The organism is Rossellomorea marisflavi, assembly GCF_001274775.1.
Lineage (GTDB): Bacteria > Bacillota > Bacilli > Bacillales > Bacillaceae_B > Rossellomorea > Rossellomorea marisflavi.
This window is the reverse complement of record NZ_LGUE01000004.1, coordinates 991559-1015366: the sequence shown is the minus strand read 5'-3', so window position 1 is coordinate 1015366 and position 23808 is coordinate 991559. Positions and strand designations below refer to the sequence as shown.

Below are 23808 nucleotides of genomic sequence, written 5' to 3'. Positions count from 1 at the left end.
GGTGTAGCAACGAATGAAAAAAGGAATCGTGGCCGCTCTCTCCGTACTGTTCCTACTGGGAGGATGTGCACCGACGTTTGAGAAGCAGGATCAGGTGGTTCAGGAGAACAAATCCGACGAAGGAGAGAAAGCGATCATACCGAGCTTTCAAATTTCGGAAGACTATTACAAGACGATGCTGCCGTATGAAACCAGTGAAACCCGCGGCGTTGTGGTGAACGACCTCGGATCACGCTATGATATCAATGAGATCGAGACGGGGCTTATGCGGGTAGCCCAGAATCAATTTCCGACAGACGAGTATTTCTTCAAAGAAGGGAAATACCTCGATAAGGAAACCGTCGACAGCTGGCTGCAGCGTAAATATACGAGCAAGCAGCTGAAGGATAAGAAGATGAAGGAGTCCGAGAATATCGGGCTCAACCCCGTCCAGGAGGATGGCGAGACTGAACCGATCTACCTCGCCCACCTTGTGGAACACAACTACCTCATGAAGACCGAAGGGGATAAAGTCCGGCTTGGTGGGGTTGTGATTGCCCTCTCCCTGAACTCGGTCCAGTATGAGACGAATATGTCCAGCGGAGCCAGGACCGTCAAGAATATCAGCAATGACGAGCTGAAGCAGCAGGGAATGAAGATGGCCGAAGAGGTCGTAAAACGCCTCCGTCAGAAAGACGGGCTCAAAAACGCCCCGATCATGATTGCCCTTTATAAGCAGGCGCCGAAAGACGAACGTGTACCAGGTCATTTCTTCGCCTATTCCGTGGCAGGGAACGGAGAGGACTCGATCCAGGATTGGAAGGATGTCAATGAAAGCCATTATCTCTTCCCTTCCCCCGAAGCGGCCGATGCCCATCCGAATGATTACAAAGTCTTCAAGACCCTGAAAGATGACGTGGAGGATTACTTCCCGGTGTACACCGGTTTGACCGGCCAGGCACTATATGAAGATGATAAACTGGCAAAGATGGATTTTGAAGTCGCCCTCACCTTTGAAGGGAAGACTGAAACCATCGGATTTGCCCAGCATCTGGCCTCTATGATCACGAAACATGTGCCCGAAGGTTGGGACATGAAATTAACCATCTCCTCTTCCGACGGGCCTGAAGCCCTCATCGTGAAGAAAAAAGGAAGCAAGGAAACCTACGTCCATATCTATGAATGAACCCTCAACCCCGTCCTGTAAAGGCGGGGTTTTTTCGTGTGCTGCGAGAATTGTCGAACGATAAGCAGTAAAAAGGTGTTCCATAACAGAATTATCTGTTATACAATACAATCATATTAAATAAACTGTATTATAACAATACAGAGTGGAAGGTGTGATGAGCAGGGATGGACACCAAAGTGGTAGGCATGAGAATAAAGGGAGAGGGATCATACAAAGAGATCCTCACAGATGAAGCACTGGGATTTCTGGAACAGCTGGAAAGGCGTTTCGGTCAAAGGAGGAAGGAACTGCTTGAAGCAAGGTTGAATCGTCAAAAACGGTTTGATGAAGGGGGATCACCAGGTTTCCTGGACGAGACGGAGCATATCCGCAAGCTTGCCTGGACAGTAGATGAACTGCCGGAAGCCTTGAAAGATCGCCGGGTGGAAATCACCGGGCCGGTCGATCGCAAGATGATGATCAATGCTTTGAACTCCGGTGCGAATTGCTTCATGGCCTGCCTGGAGGATGCGACATCTCCGACATGGCAGAATGTCATGGAAGGGCAAGTCAATCTGCGGGATGCCGTAAACGGTTCAATCCACTACAGCCAGCCCGGCGGAAAAGAGTATCGCCTCAACGGGGAAGGGGCCGTTCTCATCGTCAGACCGAGGGGGATGCACCTGGTGGAGAAGCATATTGAGCTGGATGGTGAACCTCTCTCCGCTGGCCTGGTGGATTTCGGTTTGCATCTCTTCCACAGCGGCCCGAAGCTTGCCGCCACCGGAAGGGGACCATTCTTCTACCTTCCCAAGCTTGAAAGTCACCAGGAGGCCCGCTTCTGGAATGATGTGTTCATCTTTTCCCAGAAGGCGGTCGGACTGCCGAGGGGGACGATCAAAGCAACGGTCCTGATCGAAACCATCACCGCTGCGTTTGAAATGGATGAAATCCTCTATGAACTGAAAGAGCATTCGGCTGGCCTCAACTGTGGGCGTTGGGATTATATCTTCAGCTATATCAAAAAATTCCGTGCGAGGGGGGTCCTTCCCGACCGCTCCACCGTCACCATGACGGCGCCGTTCATGAGGGCCTACTCCCTGCTGACGATCAAGACCTGTCACCGGAGGGGGGCACCGGCGATAGGAGGAATGGCAGCGCAGATTCCCATTAAAGGCGATCCCGCAAAGAACGAGGAAGCTTTCCGGAAGGTACGACAGGATAAGGAGCGGGAAGCGAGGGATGGACATGACGGTACCTGGGTCGCGCATCCCGGACTGGTACAGGTCGCGAAAGATGTATTCGACGGGGAGATGCCCGGGGATAATCAGATCGGGGATAAACGGCTGACGGGTCTGCAGATCACAGCGGAGGACCTCCTACAGCTTCCAGAGGGAACAATCACGGAAGCCGGGGTGCGCCTGAATATCAACGTAGGGATCCGCTATGTGGCTGCCTGGCTGAAAGGGCAGGGGGCAGTACCGATCAACCACCTGATGGAGGATGCCGCAACCGCCGAGATCTCCCGGGCGCAGCTTTGGCAGTGGATCAGGCATCCGGAAGGGGTCCTGGCAGACGGACGGAAGCTGACGTTGGAACTCTATGAAGCCATCAAGCAGGAAGAGCTTACGAGAATCAAAGACGAATTCGGCACCGCGTATGAGGAGAAGCGCTTCCCGGAAGCCGTGGCACTGTTCGATGATTTGATCCGGAATGATAGGTTCGAAGAGTTTTTGACGCTGAAAGGCTATGACATACTTTAAGGAATATGGGAGAAACAATAATCATGTGGATAAACAAAAAAAGGAGTGTTGAAAATGACGAGATCGATGAATGAGCGCGTAATGGAGCTTCAAGAAGGATGGGAAAGAGACGAAAGGTGGAAAGGAGTCACCAGGCCCTACTCGGCCCAAGATGTAATCCGGTTAAAGGGGAGTATGGATATCGAGCATACGATTGCGAAAAAAGGGTCGGAGAAGCTTTGGAGGCTCCTTCATGAGGAATCGTATGTCCATGCCCTCGGGGCACTGACGGGCAATCAAGCTGTCCAGCAGGTGAGGGCGGGCCTGAAAGCCATTTATCTGAGCGGCTGGCAAGTAGCGGCGGATGCGAATCTATCCGGTCAGATGTATCCGGATCAAAGCCTCTATCCCGCCAATTCCGTTCCGTCCGTGGTCAAGCGGATCAACCAGGCCCTGCAGCGTGCCGATCAGATCCACTATGTGGAGGGAGATGAATCCATCGACTGGTTCGTCCCGATCGTAGCGGATGCCGAAGCCGGGTTCGGGGGACAGCTTAATGTATTCGAACTGATGAAGGGCATGATCGAGTCAGGGGCTTCGGCCGTTCACTTCGAAGATCAGCTGTCTTCTGAGAAGAAATGCGGCCATCTTGGCGGAAAGGTCCTCCTGCCGACCCAGACGTCTGTGAAGAATCTGATTTCCGCCAGGCTTGCAGCCGATGTATCAGGGGTGCCGACCATCATCATTGCGCGGACGGATGCCAACGCCGCCGACTTGATCACAAGTGATGTCGATCCGTATGATGCGCCGTTCATCACGGGTGAAAGGACGCCTGAAGGTTTCTTCAGGACCCGTTCGGGACTGGATCAGGCCATCAGCAGGGGTCTCGCGTATGCCCCATTTGCCGATCTGATCTGGTGTGAAACGTCCGAACCGAATCTGGAAGAAGCGAGACGGTTTGCAGAAGCCATCCACGAGCAATATCCAGGAAAACTCCTTGCCTATAATTGTTCCCCGTCCTTCAACTGGAAGAAGAAGCTGGACGATGAGACCATCGCCAAGTTCCAGAGGGAGCTCGGAGCCATGGGCTACAAATTCCAATTCGTGACCCTCGCTGGCTTCCATGCCCTGAATCACAGCATGTTCGAGCTTGCCAGGGGATACAAGGACCGCGGGATGGCCGCCTACTCTGAACTCCAGGAAGCGGAATTCGGCAGCGAGGTGCACGGGTACTCAGCCACAAGGCATCAAAGGGAAGTCGGGACCGGGTACTTCGACGAAGTGTCCATGGTCATTACAGGCGGGAATTCTTCCACCACCGCCCTCAAAGGTTCCACGGAAGCAGCACAATTCTGATTCGACGGGGATCCGTCCGCATGCAGCGGCCGGATTTTTTATGCAAAGGGATGAATGATTATTCCTTCCTGTCGAGTGAGGACGTATTGGGCCTATCGGAAGGAACGGTCCATCGTCACCTATATTCAGGGAAAAAACGGGGACCAATTACCAAACTATTTAAATAAAATAATTATTTATAAATATACTATTGATTTTATTAATATACATACCTATAATTATACCTAATTTAAAAAATATGTGAGTGGTGAATGCAATGAAAGTTGGTATTGTAGGGAGCACGGGATATGGGGGCGTCGAATTGTACCGGCTGCTGTCCAATCACCCGGAGGTCAGGGAATGTGTCCTGTACTCGTCCTCCCTCGATGGAACACCTTATACGGAACAATATCCCCATCTGTACGGGATCAGTGAACAACGTGTCCATCCGATCGATGAAGAACAAATGAAGGGACTCGATGTGGTCTTCCTGGCGACGCCGTCAGGGATCTCGAAGAAGATGACACCAGGCTTGCTCGGTGGTCAGGCGAAGGTGATCGACCTTTCAGGAGATTTGCGCCTGAAAGAACGTGGAGCCTATGAAACCTGGTATCACGGCGAAGCAGCACCCGCCGACACCCTGGAAAGGGCTGTATACGGTCTTGCTGAGTGCAACGGACGCTCGATCAGGGATGCCGAGTTGATCGCCAACCCCGGCTGTTTCCCGACGGCCGTCCTGCTAGGCTTGTATCCGCTGGCTGCCGCCGGGAGGATCAAGCCGGGCAGTGTCATCATCGACGCCAAGACGGGTCTCTCCGGAGCAGGGCGCAAAGCCTCTCTTGCAGGTCATTTCGCGGAAACACAGGAAAACTTCCGTATCTATAAAGTACATGAGCACCAGCATACACCGGAAATCGAACAGCAGCTTCACGAATGGGCTCTCGATGCGGGTCCGATCACGTTTTCCACCCATCTCGTGCCCATGACCAGGGGCATCATGGCGACGATCTATGTGGAACTGAAGGATCCTTCTTCCACTGAAGAGCTTCTTGCTTCCTACCGTGAAGAGTACGATGACCATCCCTTTGTCCGGGTACGACCCAAAGGAGGGTTCCCAGGGACAAAAGAGGTATTCGGGACCAACTATTGCGACATAGGCTTGTCCATGGACGAACGGACGGGCCGCGTCACGATTGTTTCCGTCATCGACAACCTGATGAAAGGTGCAGCCGGTCAGGCGGTCCAGAATATGAATATGATGTTCGGCTGGCACGAAACGACCGGGCTTCATCACTATCCAATTTATCCTTAAGAGGAGGAGAAATCATGAAAGTCAAAGAGAAAGAGGAGATTGTGAAGGTACAGGGAGGAACGATCCTTTCTCCCAAAGGCTATCAGGCCGGGGGACTTCATATCGGGCTCCGTTATGCCAAAAAAGATTTCGGGGTCATTTACAGCGAAGTGCCGGCGAACTGCGGGGCGGTCTATACCCAGAGCCACTTCCAGGCTCCTCCTCTCAAAGTCACCCAGGAAAGCATCGGGAAAAAAGGGCTTCTGCAAGCCATTGTCGTCAATAGTGCAATCGCCAATGCCTGCACCGGCGAGCAGGGGTTGAAAGATGCCTATCAGACAAGGGAGTGGATGGCGGAGCGATTGCAGCTTCCTGAAGAATACATCGCTGTCGCCTCCACCGGTGTGATCGGGGAATGGCTTCAGATGGATAAGATGGAGCGGGGGTGCAAGGAGGTCGAGCTGTCGGATTCACAAGAAGGGGCCGCTGCATTCCAGCAAGCGATCCTCACGACGGATACCATTGAAAAGAAGGCATGCTACAGGGTGAAGGTGGGGGAAGAGACCGTTACCATCGGTGGCTCTGCAAAAGGGTCCGGTATGATTCATCCGAACATGGCAACGATGCTCGGATTCGTCACAACGGACGCTTCGATCTCGTCTGCTGCCCTCCAAGCGGCCCTGAAGACATCCATCGACGGATCATTCAATCAGATCACCGTAGATGGGGAAACGTCGACGAATGATATGGTGGTCGTGATGGCCAATGGACTGGCCGGGAATGAAGAGCTTCACGAACAGCATCCTGATTGGTCCTCTTTCCAGGAGGCGCTGACCCTTGTGTGTGAAGACCTCGCCAAACAGATCGCTCGCGATGGCGAGGGTGCCACCAAGCTGATCGAAGTGACAGTCAAAGGGGCCCACACCGACGGGGAAGCCAATGTTGTAGCCAAAAAGGTCGTCGGTTCCAGCCTGGTGAAGACGGCACTTTTTGGAGGGGACCCGAATTGGGGGCGCATCGTGGGAGCCATGGGCCACAGTGACATCAAGATTCAGCCGGAGCTTTGCGATATCTTCATCGGAGAGACGCTCGTGTTCACCTCGGGAACACCCCAGGCATTCGACGAAGCGCTTGTGAGCGGGTATATGAAGAATGAAAAAGTGTGCATCTCCATCATCCTTCAGGAAGGAAGCGGAGAAGGGAAGGCTTGGGGGTGTGACCTGACCTATGACTACGTCAAGATCAATGCAAGCTACCGCACGTAAGGCAACAGTCGTCGTCAAAGTAGGGGGCAGCGTCATGTCTCAGCTTCCGTCCTCCTTTATCGACAGCATCGCTTCCATGACCGAAGACTATCATGTGGTCATCGTCCACGGAGGCGGACCGGAAATCAACGGGATGCTAGACAGGCTCGGCATCCGCTCCACCTTCATCAACGGTCAGCGGAAGACGACGGATGAAGTGTTCGAGGTGGCGGAACAGATGCTGAAAGGAAAAGTGAACGGCGACCTGACGCACCGCTTCAATCACGCAGGTGTAAAAGCCGTTGGCGTGTGCGGCTACGACAACAGCACCCTCCTTGCTGAATTCCTGGATGAGGGGGTCCTCGGACGGGTGGGGAAAGTCGTGAAAGTGAACACGGATCTTCTTGAAGATCTCCTCTCCTCCGGATACGTTCCCGTCGTCACTCCACTGGCCGTCACATCCGGCGGTGTGAAGGTGAACGTCAATGCCGATCTCGGTGCTTCGGCGATTGCAGCGGGTCTCGGGGCAGAACGCCTATTATTGGTCACGGACGTCCCGGGCATCCTGAAGGACGGCGATCTTATACAAGAAACCTCTGTAGAAGGCATCCGCTCCCTTGTGGAGGAAGGCACCATTTACGGCGGGATGATCCCGAAGGTCGAAGCGGCTGTCTCCACCCTTGGTTCGGGCATGAAGGAAGTCATGATTGTCGGAGGGAAAGGCAACCTCTACGAAGAAGGGAATATTGTCGGGACGAAAATCATACAAGCAGAAGGAGTCAATCGATTATGAGTCATTTATTCCCCACGTATAATCGCTGGGAACTTGAACTGGTTTCAGGAAAAGGGACGGTCGTGAAGGACGGGGAAGGGCGCACGTATCTCGACTTCATATCAGGAATTGCCGTATGCAATCTCGGGCACTCTCCCGAAGTGGTGAAAGAGGCGGTGAAGGAGCAGTTGGAGAAGGTATGGCATGTCTCCAATCTGTTCCCCATCACCGCTCAGGAAGAGGTCGGCGGCCTTTTGACGGAACACACGGATCTTGAGGCCGTATTTTTCTGCAACAGCGGAGCCGAAGCGAATGAAGCAGCCATCAAGCTTGCCAAGAAGCACACGGGTAAAACGAAGATCCTGACGTTCAAACAATCCTTCCATGGCCGGACGTTCGCCACGATGAGCGCCACCGGTCAGGAAAAAGTGCATAGTGGCTTTGGCCCCTTAGCTCCTTCCTTTGACTATTTACCGTATAATGACGAATCGGCCCTTGAAGGCATCAAAGGGGACGAGATAGCCGCCATCATGGTGGAAATCATCCAGGGCGAGGGAGGCGTGATACCGGGTACCACCGCTTTCCTGAAGGCAGTCGAGGCGAAGTGCAGGGAATGGGGCGCCCTCCTTATCGTCGATGAAGTCCAGACCGGTATCGGACGTACGGGAAGACCATTCGCGTATCAGCATCATGATCTGAACCCTGACATCGTCACGGCGGCGAAGGGACTCGGCAGTGGTTTTCCTGTCGGCGCCATGATCGGGAAGGAGGCCCTCACGGCTTCATTCTCTCCTGGAACACATGGCTCCACGTTCGGTGGGAATCCCCTTGCCATGGCAGCGGCCAAAGCAACGCTTGAGACAATCTTCGTCCCTTCTTTCTTACAGGAAGTAGAGGATAAGGGAGCTTACTTCATGAAGGAACTGAAGGATAAGCTTTCCGCTCATAACGTCTCCATCAGGGGGAACGGCCTCATGATCGGGATCGGGCTTGAGTCGGAAGCAGGGGGCATCATCACGGATCTCAGGGAGAACGGACTTCTGACGCTCCCGGCTGGTCCGAAGGTGATCCGTCTCCTGCCTCCATTGACCGTCAGCCGGGAGGAGATCGATCAAGCGGTGGCAAAAGTGGAAGAAGCACTCGGCAAGGCAACGGCCGTGGTGTAAGGGGGAGAGCCTGGTGATGGTGATCGGCCGGACAGTCGGTCACCAGGCACACACCTTTGATTCCCGTTCTTTTTTTGATTATAAATGTATAAAAATACTTAATTATTAATATTAATTCATACATCAAGGAGGAAATCCCATGCCTGGTTATCTATGTTTGGAAAATGGCCTCACCTTTCAGGGGGAGGTTCACATGAGCGGGGAGGGACCCGCATTGGGAGAAATCGTATTCTTCACTGGAATGACGGGTTATCAGGAAGTATTGACCGATCCATCGTATAAAGATCAGATTGTTGTCTTTACGTATCCCCTGATCGGCCAATACGGGATCAACGACGATGATTCCGAAAGCATGAAGCCCCAGGTGAAGGGTGTGATCATGCTTCAAGCACCTGATGTGTATTCCCATTATCACGCCAACTCGTCTTTGAAGGATTACCTTGTGAAGTGGGAAATTCCCCATATGACGGGGGTCGATACCCGTCAGGTGGTCAAATCGATCCGGCAGGGAGGCAGTCAGAATGCCTGCATATCCCACACATCCGTCATGCCATCGAAAGACCATTTGACCGGTCAGATCGGACGGGTGGCCGCTCAGTCCCTGCAGAGACAGGGGAGCGGAAATACCCACATTGCCGTCATCGATTTCGGCGTGAAGAAGTCCATCGTGAACAGTCTGCTCAAATTGGGCTGTTCCGTTACGGTCGTTCCTTTCCATCAGCTCGATCAGCTTGATCATCTTGAGTACGACGGAATGGTCCTCTCCAATGGACCAGGGGATCCAAAGGAAATGACGGATCTTCTGACCGTGCTGAAGGAGAAGATCCTTGAGGTGCCGACCCTAGGTATCTGTCTCGGTCACCAGCTCATCGCCCTTGCCCTCGGTGGGAATACCGAGAAGCTTTTGTTTGGTCATCGGGGGGCGAATCATCCCGTGATCGACGGAGAGACGGGGAAAGTATTCATCACGTCCCAGAATCATAACTATGTTGTCGAGCCGGCGAGCCTTGCCGGCACGGAGCTGTATCCACGCTTCCGGAATGTAAATGACGGCTCCCTTGAGGGGCTTCAGCACAGGACCAAACCGATCGTGAGCGTCCAGTTCCATCCGGAAGCCCGTCCAGGCCCGGAAGATGCATCGTGGATATTTGAACAGTTCCATCAATCCATTACAAAGTCAGGGAGAGAGAAAATCTATGCCTAAAGAGCCAACACTAAACAAGATCCTCATCATCGGTTCAGGCCCCATCATCATTGGTCAAGCGGCGGAATTTGATTATTCCGGGACGCAGGGGTGCCTGGCCCTGAAAGAAGAAGGCTATGAAGTCGTCCTTGTGAACCATAACCCTGCAACGATCATGACGGATACAACGTATGCGGATAAGGTATACTGCGAGCCACTCACGGTCCCGTCCCTAACGAAGATCATCGAAATCGAGAAGCCAGACGGCATCCTTGCCAACCTTGGCGGCCAGACGGCATTGAACTTGGCCGTTCAGCTTCATGAAAAAGGCATCCTTGAAGGAAATGGCGTGAAGCTCCTTGGTACATCGGTTCCTTCCATCCAAAAAGGGGAGGATCGTGAGAAATTCCGTGATCTGATGAATGAACTGGCACATCCCGTTGCGGAAAGTGCCATCGTCGAAGATCTGGAAGGGGCTCTTGCCTTCGCAGAGACCGTTTCCTATCCGGTCATCGTACGTCCTGCGTACACACTGGGGGGGCGTGGAGGCGGTATCGCGGCGACCGAGGAAGAGTACCGAAAGCTTGTCGGAACGGGATTGAAGGCAAGCCCGATTCACCAGCTCCTGGTGGAGAAGAGCATTGCGGGCTTCAAGGAAATCGAGTATGAGGTCATGAGAGATTCGAAAGGAAACTGTATATCGGTGTGCAATATGGAAAACTTCGATCCAGTGGGCGTCCATACGGGGGATTCCATCGTGGTGGCCCCGTCGCAGACCTTGACCGATCAGGAATTCCATATGCTGAGGACGGCAGCCCTTGATATCGTCGATGCCCTCGAAGTGATCGGTGGATGCAATATACAGTTTGCTTTAGACCCTTACAGCAGCCAATACTATGTGATCGAAGTGAACCCGCGGGTAAGCAGGTCTTCGGCCCTCGCATCTAAAGCGACGGGGTATCCGATTGCGAAGATTGCCGTGAAGCTTGCCATCGGCTATACGCTCAATGAAATCATCAATCCCCTGACACAAACGACATTCGCAAGTTTCGAACCGGCCCTCGACTACGTGGTCGTGAAGTTCCCGAGATGGCCGTTCGATAAATTCCCGGAAGCAAACCGTGTCCTTGGGACCAAGATGAAGGCAACGGGGGAAGTGATGGCCATCGAACGTTCCATGGAGGCCGCCTTCCATAAAGCGGTGCAATCCTTGGATATTTCTTCTCAGGGGCTTGAGTTCAAAGGAGAGGCGACGGACGGAGAGCTGCTCCAGAGGATCGGCGTGGCGACGGATCTCCGATTCTTTGAACTCCTAGAGCTGATGAGAAGAGGGTATTCCGTGTCGGAGCTACATGAAAAGACGGAGATTGATTCCCTTTTCCTTGGCGTTCTTCAGCATCTGGTGGAAACCGAGAGCAGCCTGAAGACCGGCAGCCTGGACGAACACCTTTATAAGCAGGCCAAAGAGCAGCGGTTCGATGATGATAAAATCCTGGCATTATCGGGGAAAAGTCCCGAATGGATTGCCCCATGGAAGCAAGACCTCAAACCGGTCTTCAAGATGGTGGATACATGTGCCGGTGAATTCGAAGCGGTCACGAACTACGTGTATTCGACCTACTATGGTGTAAATGAAATTGAACCCCTGGAAGGGGACAAAAAGGTGTTGATCATCGGAGCCGGACCGATCAGGATCGGTCAGGGCGTCGAATTTGATTACAGCGCCGTCAAGGCCATACAGCGCCTGAAGGAACACGGATATACGACCATCACAGTCAATAACAATCCCGAAACGGTGAGTACGGACTATGAAACAGCAGACCGTCTTTACTTTGAGCCGATCACGAAGGAATCGATCCTGGCCATCATTGCCCACGAGTCCATCGATGCCGTACTGGTGCAGTTCGGTGGCCAGACCGCATTGAATCTTGCGCAGGATCTTGAAGAACACGGAGTGAAGCTTCTCGGCACATCGTTTGATACCATCGATCATCTTGAGGACCGCGAACGTTTCTACGAGCTTCTTGACCGACTGGATATTCCACATGTGAACGGAGATATTTGCCACAGCCGAAATGAGGCCATCCAAGTGGCGAAAACCCTCACGTACCCGCTCCTGTGCCGCCCTTCTTACGTAATAGGCGGAAAAGGAATGGTCAAGGTGGAGACACCTGGGGAACTGAAGGAACTGTTGGAAGAAGCGGAATCCTCCTACTTCCCGATCCTGATCGATGAGTTCAAAGCAGGTGGAGAAGTGGAGGTAGACCTGGTGGCGGACGGAAAAAAAGCCTATATACCAGGCGTCATGGAGCATATCGAGCGGGCAGGGGTCCATTCCGGCGATAGTATGTCCATCTTCCCTTCCGAATCGGTCCCAGAGCACATCGTGGCCAGGATCGGTGAATATGCCGACAGTCTCATCTCGTCCCTCGGTTATAAAGGGCTCATGAATATCCAGTTCCTTCTCAAGGGTGACGAACTCCTCATGCTCGAGGTGAACCCGAGGGCGAGTCGGACGATCCCGATTGTAAGCAAGATCATCGGCTATCCACTCGTCGATCTGGCAATCGACCTCCTGGCTGATCCATCAGCGGAGCTGAGTGCATTCGATGTTCCATCTCCTCAGGATGTCAATCTCAAAGGAGTGAAATATCCCGTCTTCTCTTCTCATGCCCTTCCGGAATTGGATCAGACCCTGGGAGCCAATATGAAGTCCACTGGAGAAGGTCTTTGCATCGGGGGGACGGTGGAGGAAGCCCTGCATAAAGTGTTCGTTACCCTTCATGATGACATGGAGGCAGGTGGGACGATCTTTGTGGATGCCAAGGACAGTGAGCTTGTGAAGCATGGGACCTCGGGAACCGCCGGATTCAAAAGCTGGGTGAAGTCCGACGGGGCTGCCCTTTACTATAATGACGAACAGACCAGAGAAGGTAAGGAGAAAAGGATCGAAGCCTTGGAGGCCGGGATCACCGTGATCACAGAGCCCGCTACACTCCTCGCGTTCATCAGGAGTCAAGGGGCAGGCGGGGCACCGATTCATTTGACCGAATACAAAATCAAGCAAGGAGTGAGCGGAGTATGAAATCAAGTACAGCCTTAAAAAGTGTGGGGAATGCGTTCAAGGGGCGTGATGTGGTAACCTGGCTGGATTATTCAACGGATGAAATCCTCGAGCTGCTGGATCTTGCCCAAAGCCTGAAGAAACAGCCCCATTCCAAGAAGCTGGAAGGGAAGACCCTTGCCATGATCTTTGAAAAATCGTCAACCCGTACAAGGGTTTCGTTCGAAGCAGGCATGCTCCAAATGGGTGGTCACGCCATCTACCTGAATTCGAAAGATATCCAGCTGGGAAGGGGAGAGACCATCGCCGATACGGCAAAGGTGCTATCCTCCTATGTAGATGGGATCATGATCAGGACCTTCCATACCGAAACGGTCACGGAGCTTGCAAAGCATGCTTCCGTTCCCGTCATCAATGGGCTGTGTGATACCTATCACCCTTGTCAGGCCCTTGCAGATGTCCTGACGATCCTGGAGCTGAAAGGAAGCTTCAAAGGGGTAAAGGCTGTTTTCATCGGGGATGGGAACAATGTCGCCCACTCGTTCATGATCCTTGCGGCAAAGCTCGGCATGGACGTCGTCGTCTCCTGTCCGGAAGGGTATGAGCCTGTGAAGGAGATCGAAGAACAGACGTTGCAGCTGGCCAAGCTCAATGGTGGGAGCTACACGCTGCATTATGACCCCGTGGAGGCCGTAGCAGGCGCTAACATCGTCTATACGGATGTATGGGCGAGCATGGGGCAGGAAGAGGAGGCGGAAACCCGTATGACGGCATTTACACCGTATCAAGTGAATGCCGGTCTCATGAGCCATGCAGCAGCCGATGCAAGCTTCCTTCATTGCCTGCCGGCCCATCGTGAGGAAGAGGTCACTGCGGAGGTCATCGATGGACCGCAATCGGCGGTTTTCCAGCAAGCTGAAAACCGCCTCCACGTCCAGAAGGCCATCCTCCAATCCGTCCTATAACGGTGCGGGTTGAAGCGACTTTCAAAAAGTGTAAAAAACGTATTGAAAAACAGTACTTTATCGGATAAAATGAATCGTCGTGATAGGAAAAGGTTCGCTCCCTAAAAGGAAGCGGGCCTTTTCCTTTGAACAAAAAGGAAGCAATCAAGGATTATCAAACATACACATGGGAACATAGAGTGTAGGAGAGCCTATGATTGATTACGTTTGGAGGTGCCTGGTTTTGAGTAAACCGACAATGGATGATTATTTGGAAAATGGAATATATGGGCAGAAGCAGACGAAGCCCGATGAAAGAAGGAAGTTTTTAGGGTCGCTGCGCGAGCGTGTTGTCGTGGCTCTTACGCAGAGTCAGGTAAGGGAGAAGGGCGTCTATAAGGAAGTGCAGGAAGCCCTTAAGGAGAACCCTGATGCCAGGCTCCTTCTGAACGGTTCAATGAGCTATACCTTCCTCTCAAAATACATCAAACTTGCCGATACATTCAACATCTCCTTCTCCATGGTGACGAATATGGAGACCGAGACGGATGTTGGGCTTGTATTGGCCTACAACGAAGCCATCGACAAAGAAGAGATATTTGTACAGGAAAAATCATTGAAGAAGAAGGAAGACGTCAAAAAGAAGAAGAGCATCTTCTCTTCGATCAAGAAGATGCTCTTCTAGAGTTGTCCGATTCCTTGAAATAGGGAAGCTTGAATATCGCCTTCAGCGCTGGCGGCATGAGGAACAGGATGAACAGGATTCTGAACAGATGGTACCCGGTGATGATGGATAGATCGGCTCCGACTGCGTGACCCAGCAGTGCCATCTCTGCCATGCCCCCCGGTGATAGGCTGATGAATGCCGTCATGAAGGAGATATGATGCCAACTGCTGAGCAGGAAGCTGAGCCCGATGGAAAAGGCTAGCAGTCCGATTGATGTGACGACCGACCAAAGGATGAAGGCCGTCAGCTGCCTTGAAGGGGAGATATCCAGCATGAAGCTGAAATAGATCCCCAGGGAAAGCTGAGCCAGGATGATGAATACTCCGGGCATATCCGGCACTCCTGCCCCTCCGATCATGCATCCTCCGATCACCAGGATCGGGCCAAGGAGGAAGGGGGTGGGAAAGCGGATCTTCTTCGCCAGCAGCCCCGTGATGACAGCCACTGCGAAAAAGAGCAGCAGTCCCCAACGGAACGACGCCGGATCTGTCGGCGGGACCCCTGACGTATTCGCCGCCTCGCCTCCGAGCAAGGGGCTGAACACGAGGAAGGGGACGATACATACGACACTGAGGACCCGGACAACCTGAAGGATCGTTACCACCGTCAGGTTCACATTTTTCATTTCCTCCCCGAGGACCACCATTTGGGACAATCCTCCCGGCACACTCCCCGTGATGGTGGAGGCCAGGTTGATGCCCGTCGCCTTGGTGATGATGAATGCGAGCCCCATGCTGAAGACGATGATGAAGATGGTCATCAACAGCATGGTGGGGAGCTGAGTGAAGATCTCCACCACGGTCCGTTTACTGAAAGAGTGACCGATGGAGTATCCGACGATGACGAGGGCCAGATTCCTCAGCATGGGCGGCCATTTCAGGTCGATCTTCCCCCATTTCTTCGCGATGAACATGGAAACCATCGCCCCGAGCATCCACGATAACGGGACGTGGAGAAGAGTGAATATGCCTCCGCCAAGGAAGCCGACGATCAATGATGCAAGTATTCGCATAAAACAGGATCCTTTCTTGATTAATCCTCCGGTTGAAAGGAAGACAGGAATCGCTTAGGGTCCAAGTCTGAACCTTCCGCGACGATGGCGGTCATGCCCGTTTCAGTTCCTGATTCATGTTCTTCACCTTCACTCCAATACACAGCCATTCCTGCTTTTACAGGACGCTTTTCCCCATCCTTCACCCGTACCCATCCATTGCCTGACGTGATCATAAGCACTTGGTCGCACATTGCCGGATGCATTCCGAGGACGCTCTTTGCCTCAAGATAAAAATAGCCGATCTGGAATGGTGAATCAGGCTTCAAAAGGGGGTGGATCGTCACCCCGCTGCTGTTGAACCGGGTTATGGTTTTACCGGATTCTTTAGTGAACTCATATATTTTCATAGCATACACCTCCTCCACTATTTCGTCCAATCGCCGAGTGATTCCTCTTTTATTCGACAGGATGGAATCGTTGAGGTTTTTTTGTAACCGAGGAAATGCTTGGGGAAACGGCTGTCTAAGCGTTATCAAACCTAGACTTGTAGTTGCTTTCACAAAGTGAACTTTGGTATTATCAATAGTATTGCAAGTGTTCGAAATTACCCGGAGGTGAACAAAATGTCCAGAATTTCCGAAGAGCAGGTGAAGCACGTTGCCCACCTGGCACGACTGGCCATCACAGAAGATGAAGTAAAACGATTCACAGGTCAACTTGACGCCATCATCGGCTTCGCTGAACAGTTGAACGAGCTGGATACGTCCAGTGTCGAAGCGACAAGCCATGTACTGGATATGAAGAATGTCATGCGCGAGGACAAGCCGGGCACCGGTCTGCCACGCGAAGACGTATTGAAGAATGCACCGGATCACAAAGACGGACAGGTACGCGTACCATCGATCTTGGATTAAGGAGGGATACACATGTCATTATTCGACCATAAATTATCAGAACTGCACGAACTTCTTCATAAGAAGGAAGTTTCGGTAACGGATCTCGTAAGCGAATCCTACAAGCGTATCGGCGACGTAGAAGATAAAGTGAAGGCATTCCTCACATTTGATGAAGAGAATGCACGGAATAAAGCAAAAGCCCTAGATGAAAAACTCGGCACGGATGAAAGCAAAGGCCTTCTATTCGGTATGCCGATCGGGATCAAGGATAATATCGTAACGAAAGACCTTCGTACGACATCCGGAAGTAAGATCCTTGAGAACTTCGATCCAATCTATGATGCAACGGTCATGAATAAATTACATACAGCCGAAACCATCACGATCGGGAAACTGAATATGGATGAGTTCGCCATGGGTTCTTCCACTGAAAACTCCGGCTACCAAAAGACAAGCAACCCTTGGAATCTTGACACGGTACCAGGTGGTTCTTCAGGTGGATCCGCTGCGTCTGTTGCTGCAGGCGAAGTGCCATTCTCCCTTGGTTCCGACACAGGTGGATCGATCCGCCAGCCGGCCGCTTTCACAGGTACAGTAGGGTTGAAACCGACTTATGGCCGCGTGTCCCGTTTCGGACTGATCGCGTTCGCTTCATCCCTTGACCAGATCGGACCGATCACAAGGAACGTAGAAGACAATGCGTATCTCCTTCAGGCGATTGCAGGCGTGGATGCCAATGACTCTACCTCTGCAAACGTGGAAGTACCGAATTATGCCGCTGCCCTCACAGGAGATGTGAAAGGCCTTAAGATCGCCGTTCCGAAAGAATATCTCGGAGAAGGCGTTGGGGAAGAAGCACGTCAGGCGGTCCTTGCTTCCTTGAAGGTCCTAGAAGGACTTGGAGCATCGTGGGAAGAAGTATCCCTTCCGCATTCAAAATACGGTGTGGCAACCTACTATCTTCTTGCATCATCTGAAGCATCTGCGAACCTTGCCCGCTTCGACGGCGTGCGCTACGGCTACCGCTCACCGAATGCAGAGAATCTCCTAGACCTTTACAAGAAAACCCGTGCTGAAGGCTTCGGGGACGAAGTGAAGAGAAGGATCATGCTCGGAACATTCGCCCTCAGCTCCGGTTACTATGATGCATATTACAAAAAAGCACAGCAGGCGCGTACGCTGATCAAGAAGGATTTCGAAGATGTATTCGAGAAATTCGATGTCATCCTTGGGCCTACGACACCGACACCTGCATTCAAAATCGGTGAAAAGATCGACGATCCACTCACCATGTATGCCAACGATATCCTGACGATTCCCGTGAACCTTGCAGGAGTGCCAGGGATTTCTGTCCCATGCGGCTTCTCTTCAACAGGTCTTCCGCTCGGTCTTCAGATCATCGGAAAGCATTTCGACGAAAGCACCATTTATCGCGTTGCCCATGCATTCGAACAGGCAACGGACTTCCATAAAAAAAGACCACAACTGTAAGGGGGGAATAGAAGATGAACTTTGAAACGATAATCGGACTTGAAGTCCACGTAGAATTGAAGACGGACAGTAAAATGTTCTCTCCGGCTCCGAACCATTTCGGTGCCGATCCGAATACGAATACGAATGTCATCGACCTTGGCTACCCGGGTGTCCTTCCCGTGGTCAACAAGCGCGCGATCGAATTCGGCATGAAGGCCGCCATGGCCCTCAACTGTGAAATCGCCACGGATACGAAGTTCGACCGAAAGAACTACTTCTATCCTGATAATCCGAAAGCCTACCAGATTTCCCAGTTCGACAAGCCGATCGGTGAAAACGGCTGGATCGAAATCGAAGTGAACGGCGAGAAGAAGCGCATCGGTATCACCCGACTTCACCTTGAAGAAGATGCCGGTAAACTGACTCACTCAGGAGACGGCTATTCACTCGTCGACTACAACCGTCAGGGTACTCCCCTTATCGAGATCGTATCCGAGCCTGATATCCGTACACCGGAAGAGGCCTATGCCTATCTTGAAAAGCTGAAATCCATCATCCAATACACCGGTGTTTCCGACTGTAAGATGGAAGAAGGATCTCTCCGCTGCGATGCGAACATCTCCCTCCGTCCGATCGGTCAGGAGAAATTCGGTACAAAAGCAGAGCTTAAGAACCTGAACTCATTCAACTTCGTCAAGAAGGGTCTTGAGCATGAAGTAGTTCGCCAGGAGAAAGTCCTTCTTTCAGGAGGCATCATCGAGCAGGAGACGCGCCGATTCGATGAATCGACGGGTAAAACCCTCCTCATGCGTGTCAAGGAAGGATCAGATGACTATCGTTACTTCCCGGAACCGGATCTATTGAACCTTCATATCGACCAAGAGTGGATGGACCGCATCCGCGCCGAGATCCCTGAGCTTCCAGACGCACGTAAGAAGCGCTACGTCGAAGACATGGGACTGCCGGCATACGATGCCATGGTGTTGACGCTCACGAAGGAAATGTCCGACTTCTTCGAAGCGACTGTCGCCAAGGGTGCAGACTCGAAGCAGGCGTCCAACTGGCTCATGGGTGAGGTTTCTGCTTACCTGAATGCACAGCAAAAAGAGCTCAGCGATATCGCTTTGACACCTGAAGGTCTTGCTGGAATGATCAGCTTGATCGAGAAGGGGACGATTTCTTCCAAGATCGCGAAGAAAGTGTTCAAGGAGCTTGTGGAAAACGGTGGAGATCCAGAAGTGATCGTGAAGGAGAAGGGACTTGTTCAAATCTCCGATGAGGGTGCCCTCCTCAAGATCGTGACGGAAACGCTGGATGCGAATCCACAGTCCATCGAGGACTTCAAGAACGGTAAGGATCGTGCGATTGGATTCCTTGTCGGCCAGATCATGAAGGCGACTAAGGGTCAGGCGAATCCGCCGATGGTCAATAAGCTTCTCTTGCAGGAGATCAAGAAACGCTAAGTGATTCATATGCTAGTAGACAAATCCGAACGACAGGCGATCCTCTTATTGGGGGTGGTGGTCGTTCGGATTTTTTGTTGTGCATTTCCTATTCTTAATAAGTAAGTGATAGTATATGGACCGTTCCTTTACGCTGCAGGCGCTTGCTTTCCGCGGGGAGGGTGTCGAGCCTCCTCGTGCCTGCGGGGTCTCGTCACTCCTCCTTTTCCGCTGGAGTCAAGCGCCTTCCGCTTCAATGCACTCTTTGGTTCTGAATGTGGATTGGAGGTGGGGGATGGCATCGGATCTTGCGGGTCGTATTGAGGATGGAGTTTGTATTTTCGATTCTTAATAAGTAAGTGGTAGAATGTGGACCGTTCCTTTTCGCTGCAGGCGCTTGCTTTCCTGCGGGGAGGGTGTCGAGCCTCCTCGTGCCTGCGGGGTCTCGCCACTCCTCCTATTCCGCTGGAGTCAAGCGCCTTCCGCTTCAATGCACTCTTTGGTTCTGAATGTGGATTGGAGGTGGGGGATGGCATCGGATCTTGCGGGTCGTATTGAGGATGGAGTTTGTATTTCCGATTCTTAATAAGTAAGTGGTAGTATGTGGACCGTTCCTTTTCACTGCAGGCGCTTGCTTTCCTGCGGGGAGGGTGTCGAGCCTCCTCGTGCCTGCGGGGTCTCGCCACTCCTCCTATTCCGCTGGAGTCAAGCGCCTTTCGCTTCAATGCACTCTTTGGTTCTGAATGTGGGAGTGGAAGGGGAATGGATTTCATCGAGCTGTCTATGTATAGGTGAAGATGCTGCCTTCTTGGTTTGAATGTTCAGGATGTGGCAAGTTGGAGGGTCCCTGCATGTTGCGGGGGCTTTTTGGTTGGGTGGATTGTTGTTGCTCCTTGGACGTTTTCTCAGGGTGTAATGCGAGGGTGGGGGAAGGTGTAGGTTATGAGACGAGTCTGGGGTGAATAGGATAGTGTAGAGTGCAGGTGACGCATCAAGTTATGGTGCTCCGGGTCAGAGCGCGATAAATTCATGCGTCAGCATCACTTGTTGTTTCGTTTGGCCTTTTCGAGGATCTGCTTGGCGAGACGGTAATACGTATCGGCTTCGATTTTGGATTCTGCCCGTTTTAAGTGCATCATATAGTTTTGGAATCGAAGTTTGTCGACAGACGAGACTTTCATCACGATTTTCCTCATTTTCCTGCTCCTTTGATGGACAAAATTGCGTCCAATTGCTTATTCTGAATTTTCTGTAAATAAAATATAATAATAGTAAATGATTCCAGAGGGTGGATAGAATGTCCATAATCGAAGTGATTCTGTTACCAATGTTGATGGGTGGTATTGGAGGCTTGGGGCATATCCTGGTATTCAAGAATGGCCATTTCACTTTCCCACGGAAATTCATCGATGACCAGGGTGAGAAACACTATGTGTTTGGTTCGGTCAAGGACATCATCATCGGGGTATTGGCCGGATTCATATCCGTGCTGCCAGTTGTTGATACAGTCCCGGTCTGGTATATCATCTATATCAGTTTATTATCGGGAATCGGGGGAAGTTCCGTCATCACGCGAAAAATCGAACAAAATCTTGCAGAGACGAAGGCGTCTTATATTCAAGAGCTATCTCATTATCAGCTCGAACTGACCTCTAAGGGAGGATCTTCAAATCATAATGAGGTGAAACCTGTTGACGATGTGGAAGAACAAAAGAATCAAGGTTGAGCTGCCACCTGAGCAGTATGCCAAAGCCCAGCAGTATCTAGAACGGCTGAAGGAGGCAGATAACCTGGTCGAGCTGAACTACTACTACAAAAAAGTGGCACAAATATTAGGGAAGTCTCAAAATGTGTGAGAATCAACCACTGACGATGAGTCAGCTTTTTTTCTGTACAGGAAAGATGTATCGGGGATACTTCTCTTCTTGACCCATTCACCCTCTGGAGTACCGAAAATCGGGTAGCCACGCGCTATTCTTTTTTTTTCGCCTGGAACGGAATGACAGGTGTCGCCAAAAATAAATGTAGTGGATGGACATTGTTATGTCAAGGTGTTTTTACCGTAATTTGGTATACAGGGTGGTGAAAAGGGTGAGAATATTTTCCTGGACCCCTAGAAAAATGGGGCAGTATTCGAATACTGTCTACATGTGAACAAAAGTGAACTGGACAATAATAAATCTACCCTTATCTCGCATTTTCTTATATTATATGCTTATAGGCATAATGAGACAATTTATTTCTCGCTATGCCGGCTGAAGGAGGAACATTTTATGGACTTGATGCAGTGGTATCAAAAGGCGATGTCATCGGACGCCTATTTAGAATATATGAAGGAAAACAAAGAACGGACGGCTTCGATCCTCGAGAAGTTCTCGATCCCTGAAGAGGACCGCGAGCTGCTGGAGCGGATCGGGGAGCATTCCCTTAAAGTGATCGCCATTACGGAAGACTGGTGCGGAGATGCCATGGTCAATATTCCAATCCTCCTTAAGCTTGCTGAAGCAGCGAATATCGAGGTGAAGATGATCTTGAGGGATGAAAACCTAGAACTCATGGATCAGTATCTCACGAATGGGACGTCACGTTCGATTCCGATTTTCATCTTTATTGATGAAGAAGGAAAGGAACGCATGGTTTGGGGACCGAGGGCTCCTTTGGTGAAGAAAGTCGTAGATGATGAGAACGCCAAACTGCCTCCAAGGGATCATGAGGACTTTCCATTAAGGAAAAAAGAGATGATTCAACGACTGGGGAATCTTTACTCAACAGACAGGACCATCTGGCAGGAAGTCTATGATAGCTTGAAGACAAGCCTCGTTCAGAGCATCCTCATGTAACAGGAAAGATGACAAAAGGTATGGGAAAACCGTACCTTTTTGTTTTGGATGCGAATACATGGGGTAATGGTAATTAGTACCTCATATATTGGTAGTTTTTGCCGGTTCACGAGCACTGACATTCACGGTAAGATGTTTATGAATGAGGAGTTGAAGCAATGTGATCCACCAAAAGACAAATTCAATCGTTATTGATTCACTGAATAAATTTCCCCATAAAATTCACATAAAATTGGGAGACATCCTGAAGGAAAGAGGGTTGACGCAAGGGGACCTTCATCGTTTGACAGGGTTGCGTGTGGCAACGATCAATGAATTGGTCAACTTTAAGAAAAAGTCACTCACCGTCGCCCATCTTGTTTCCATCATGATCGCCCTTAGGATCACGGATCTGCGGGATCTCATCGAGATTGAATTCGATGACGAAGTCAAAGCCTATTTCCAACAAGAGAATCAACGAATGAAGAATGGATTCACCCCCGACCTGAACAAAACCGTTGACCGGAACGTGAAGCAGATGTCGGAAGGGACCAGGAATTAAGCGGCCGGATGGCCGCTTTTTTGCTACCGTGAACCTACTGAAACAATTTCGTAATGGGAATCCAGGGGCAAAATCCTTTATCATGAAGAGAAGGGGTCACTGCCCTGAAGGAAATGATTATGCAGAAAGAGTGATAGGATGGATGCAGTAGCAAGCTATGTGCAATTTTTACATATGAAATTAGAAAAGCCGACGCTCAATTATCTCCAGCGCCTCATCGGCCAGCATCTTCTGAAGATCCCTTATGAGACATTCAGTAAATTTCATTATTTCAATTCAGGCGAGACGTACGTGCCGTCCCTGGACACCTTTGTGGACAATCTTCATTCAAGGGGATGGGGAGGGACGTGTTTCACCTTGAACATCAACTTTGGCAGGCTTCTGACGCGTCTCGGGTTTGAATGCCGTTTTGTACGTGTCAATCCCGGGCATCTCGGCCTGATGGTCTCCATCGACGGCAGGAAACTATATGTCGATGTCGGGTATGGGTCCCCAATCATGAAGCCGATCGAGCTTGAGTCCAGACAAAAGCATATCCTCCATGGATTCGGTGAAGAAATCATCTTCTCGAAGAAGGATCACGTGGAGTTTGAAATCGACAGGCGCTCCAACGGGAAGACCTTCGTGAAAAAAGTGATCGAATGGGTGCCCCTTGATGAGGAAGAGCTTGTACCGGACATTGAAGCTTCCTATGCCGATACGGACGATAATGTCACAATGAGGAGGATCACGGCGGTCCGCTTCCAGGGCAATCAATGCTACTTCCTCAGGAACCGATCCCTGAAGGTCATGACCTACCGGAATATCCGCGAATATCAGATGAAGGACTTTGAAAAATGGAAGGAAATCATCCAGGAAGTGTATCAATTCGATTCCTTGGCGCTCCGTGATTCCATCCGATTCCTGGAAGACAGGAAGATCGATCTTTTTCCGTGACAATCCTCCACACATTGACAATTCATTAGATTTTTCTTTTGAAAAGAGGTATGATATTGTGCGTCGGGTCA

22 protein-coding genes are annotated in these 23808 nt (G+C 51.2%); 19 read left to right on the top strand and 3 right to left on the bottom strand.

The features are described 5' to 3' along the window. Positions 1-13 precede the first annotated feature (13 nt). The 11 genes from AF331_RS15200 (at position 14) to AF331_RS15150 (ending at position 14573) form a co-directional block, all read left to right on the top strand. On the top strand, positions 14-1165 hold the full coding sequence (locus tag AF331_RS15200) for a CamS family sex pheromone protein (RefSeq protein WP_053428900.1): 1152 nt from the start codon (positions 14-16) through the stop codon (positions 1163-1165). 167 nt (positions 1166-1332) lie between these two features. Then, entirely contained in the window at positions 1333-2910 is a 1578-nt protein-coding gene (aceB, locus tag AF331_RS15195; protein WP_053428899.1) for a malate synthase A, read from the top strand. A 54-nt stretch (positions 2911-2964) separates the two neighbouring features. Further along, positions 2965-4245 carry an isocitrate lyase gene (gene aceA, locus AF331_RS15190; protein ID WP_235576404.1) on the top strand — a complete coding sequence of 427 codons (1281 nt, stop codon included), beginning with the start codon at positions 2965-2967 and terminating at the stop codon, positions 4243-4245. 256 nt (positions 4246-4501) lie between these two features. Next, positions 4502-5536: an N-acetyl-gamma-glutamyl-phosphate reductase gene (gene argC, locus AF331_RS15185; RefSeq protein ID WP_053428898.1), complete on the top strand. Its 1035-nt coding sequence runs from the start codon at positions 4502-4504 to the stop codon at positions 5534-5536. Between the two features lie 14 nt (positions 5537-5550). Further along, positions 5551-6780, top strand: coding sequence for a bifunctional ornithine acetyltransferase/N-acetylglutamate synthase (gene argJ, locus AF331_RS15180; protein WP_053428897.1), 1230 nt, complete (start codon positions 5551-5553; stop codon positions 6778-6780). Continuing rightward, positions 6743-7552, top strand: coding sequence for an acetylglutamate kinase (gene argB / locus AF331_RS15175; RefSeq protein ID WP_235576403.1), 810 nt, complete (start codon positions 6743-6745; stop codon positions 7550-7552). The genes argJ and argB overlap by 38 nt, the downstream gene beginning before the upstream one ends. After that, positions 7549-8697: an acetylornithine transaminase gene (locus AF331_RS15170; protein WP_053428895.1), complete on the top strand. Its 1149-nt coding sequence runs from the start codon at positions 7549-7551 to the stop codon at positions 8695-8697. The genes argB and AF331_RS15170 overlap by 4 nt, the downstream gene beginning before the upstream one ends. 139 nt (positions 8698-8836) lie before the next feature. After that, positions 8837-9901 carry a carbamoyl phosphate synthase small subunit gene (locus AF331_RS15165; protein WP_053428894.1) on the top strand — a complete coding sequence of 355 codons (1065 nt, stop codon included), beginning with the start codon at positions 8837-8839 and terminating at the stop codon, positions 9899-9901. After that, the gene (locus tag AF331_RS15160) at positions 9894-12965 is read left to right on the top strand and encodes a carbamoyl phosphate synthase large subunit (RefSeq protein ID WP_053428893.1); all 3072 of its coding nucleotides are present in this window, start codon (positions 9894-9896) and stop codon (positions 12963-12965) included. The genes AF331_RS15165 and AF331_RS15160 overlap by 8 nt, the downstream gene beginning before the upstream one ends. Continuing rightward, positions 12962-13909: an ornithine carbamoyltransferase gene (gene argF, locus AF331_RS15155; RefSeq protein ID WP_053428892.1), complete on the top strand. Its 948-nt coding sequence runs from the start codon at positions 12962-12964 to the stop codon at positions 13907-13909. The genes AF331_RS15160 and argF overlap by 4 nt, the downstream gene beginning before the upstream one ends. Positions 13910-14132: 223 nt before the next feature. After that, positions 14133-14573, top strand: a complete 441-nt coding sequence (locus AF331_RS15150) for a YueI family protein (RefSeq protein WP_235576402.1) — start codon at positions 14133-14135, stop codon at positions 14571-14573. On the opposite strand, the gene AF331_RS15145 is transcribed toward AF331_RS15150, so the two are convergent. Together AF331_RS15145 and AF331_RS15140 are read right to left on the bottom strand one after the other, a co-directional pair. Continuing rightward, positions 14554-15627, bottom strand: coding sequence for an AbrB family transcriptional regulator (locus tag AF331_RS15145; protein WP_053428891.1), 1074 nt, complete (start codon positions 15625-15627; stop codon positions 14554-14556). The two genes, AF331_RS15150 and AF331_RS15145, sit on opposite strands and share 20 nt — an antisense overlap. Before the next feature lie 20 nt (positions 15628-15647). Further along, positions 15648-16016 carry a cupin domain-containing protein gene (locus AF331_RS15140; RefSeq protein WP_053428890.1) on the bottom strand — a complete coding sequence of 123 codons (369 nt, stop codon included), beginning with the start codon at positions 16014-16016 and terminating at the stop codon, positions 15648-15650. 216 nt (positions 16017-16232) lie between these two features. On the opposite strand from AF331_RS15140, the gene gatC reads away from it, so the two are divergent. Genes gatC through gatB form a run of 3 tightly spaced genes read left to right on the top strand, consistent with a single transcriptional unit; the run spans position 16233 to position 19441 of the window. Continuing rightward, positions 16233-16523 carry an Asp-tRNA(Asn)/Glu-tRNA(Gln) amidotransferase subunit GatC gene (gatC, locus tag AF331_RS15135; protein ID WP_053428889.1) on the top strand — a complete coding sequence of 97 codons (291 nt, stop codon included), beginning with the start codon at positions 16233-16235 and terminating at the stop codon, positions 16521-16523. Positions 16524-16535: 12 nt separating this feature from the next. Further along, positions 16536-17996 carry an Asp-tRNA(Asn)/Glu-tRNA(Gln) amidotransferase subunit GatA gene (gene gatA, locus AF331_RS15130; protein WP_053428888.1) on the top strand — a complete coding sequence of 487 codons (1461 nt, stop codon included), beginning with the start codon at positions 16536-16538 and terminating at the stop codon, positions 17994-17996. A gap of 14 nt (positions 17997-18010) precedes the next feature. Further along, entirely contained in the window at positions 18011-19441 is a 1431-nt protein-coding gene (gene gatB / locus AF331_RS15125; RefSeq protein ID WP_048007534.1) for an Asp-tRNA(Asn)/Glu-tRNA(Gln) amidotransferase subunit GatB, read from the top strand. 1019 nt (positions 19442-20460) lie between these two features. Here the strand turns inward: gatB and AF331_RS22515 are convergent. Beyond that, positions 20461-20616, bottom strand: a complete 156-nt coding sequence (locus AF331_RS22515) for a hypothetical protein (protein WP_156183310.1) — start codon at positions 20614-20616, stop codon at positions 20461-20463. A 101-nt stretch (positions 20617-20717) separates the two neighbouring features. On the opposite strand from AF331_RS22515, the gene AF331_RS15120 reads away from it, so the two are divergent. The 5 genes from AF331_RS15120 (at position 20718) to AF331_RS15105 (ending at position 23737) form a co-directional block, all read left to right on the top strand. Further along, the gene (locus tag AF331_RS15120) at positions 20718-21146 is read left to right on the top strand and encodes a DUF4257 domain-containing protein (protein WP_048007535.1); all 429 of its coding nucleotides are present in this window, start codon (positions 20718-20720) and stop codon (positions 21144-21146) included. Further along, on the top strand, positions 21118-21276 hold the full coding sequence (locus AF331_RS22510; RefSeq protein WP_156450566.1) for a hypothetical protein: 159 nt from the start codon (positions 21118-21120) through the stop codon (positions 21274-21276). The genes AF331_RS15120 and AF331_RS22510 overlap by 29 nt, the downstream gene beginning before the upstream one ends. Before the next feature lie 417 nt (positions 21277-21693). Next, positions 21694-22260, top strand: a complete 567-nt coding sequence (locus tag AF331_RS15115) for a thioredoxin family protein (protein WP_053428887.1) — start codon at positions 21694-21696, stop codon at positions 22258-22260. Positions 22261-22420: 160 nt separating this feature from the next. After that, complete coding sequence (locus AF331_RS15110) at positions 22421-22801, top strand: helix-turn-helix domain-containing protein (protein ID WP_053428886.1); 381 nt, start codon at positions 22421-22423, stop codon at positions 22799-22801. Positions 22802-22975: 174 nt separating this feature from the next. Continuing rightward, the gene (locus AF331_RS15105; RefSeq protein WP_235576400.1) at positions 22976-23737 is read left to right on the top strand and encodes an arylamine N-acetyltransferase; all 762 of its coding nucleotides are present in this window, start codon (positions 22976-22978) and stop codon (positions 23735-23737) included. The last annotated feature ends 71 nt before the right edge of the window (positions 23738-23808 follow it).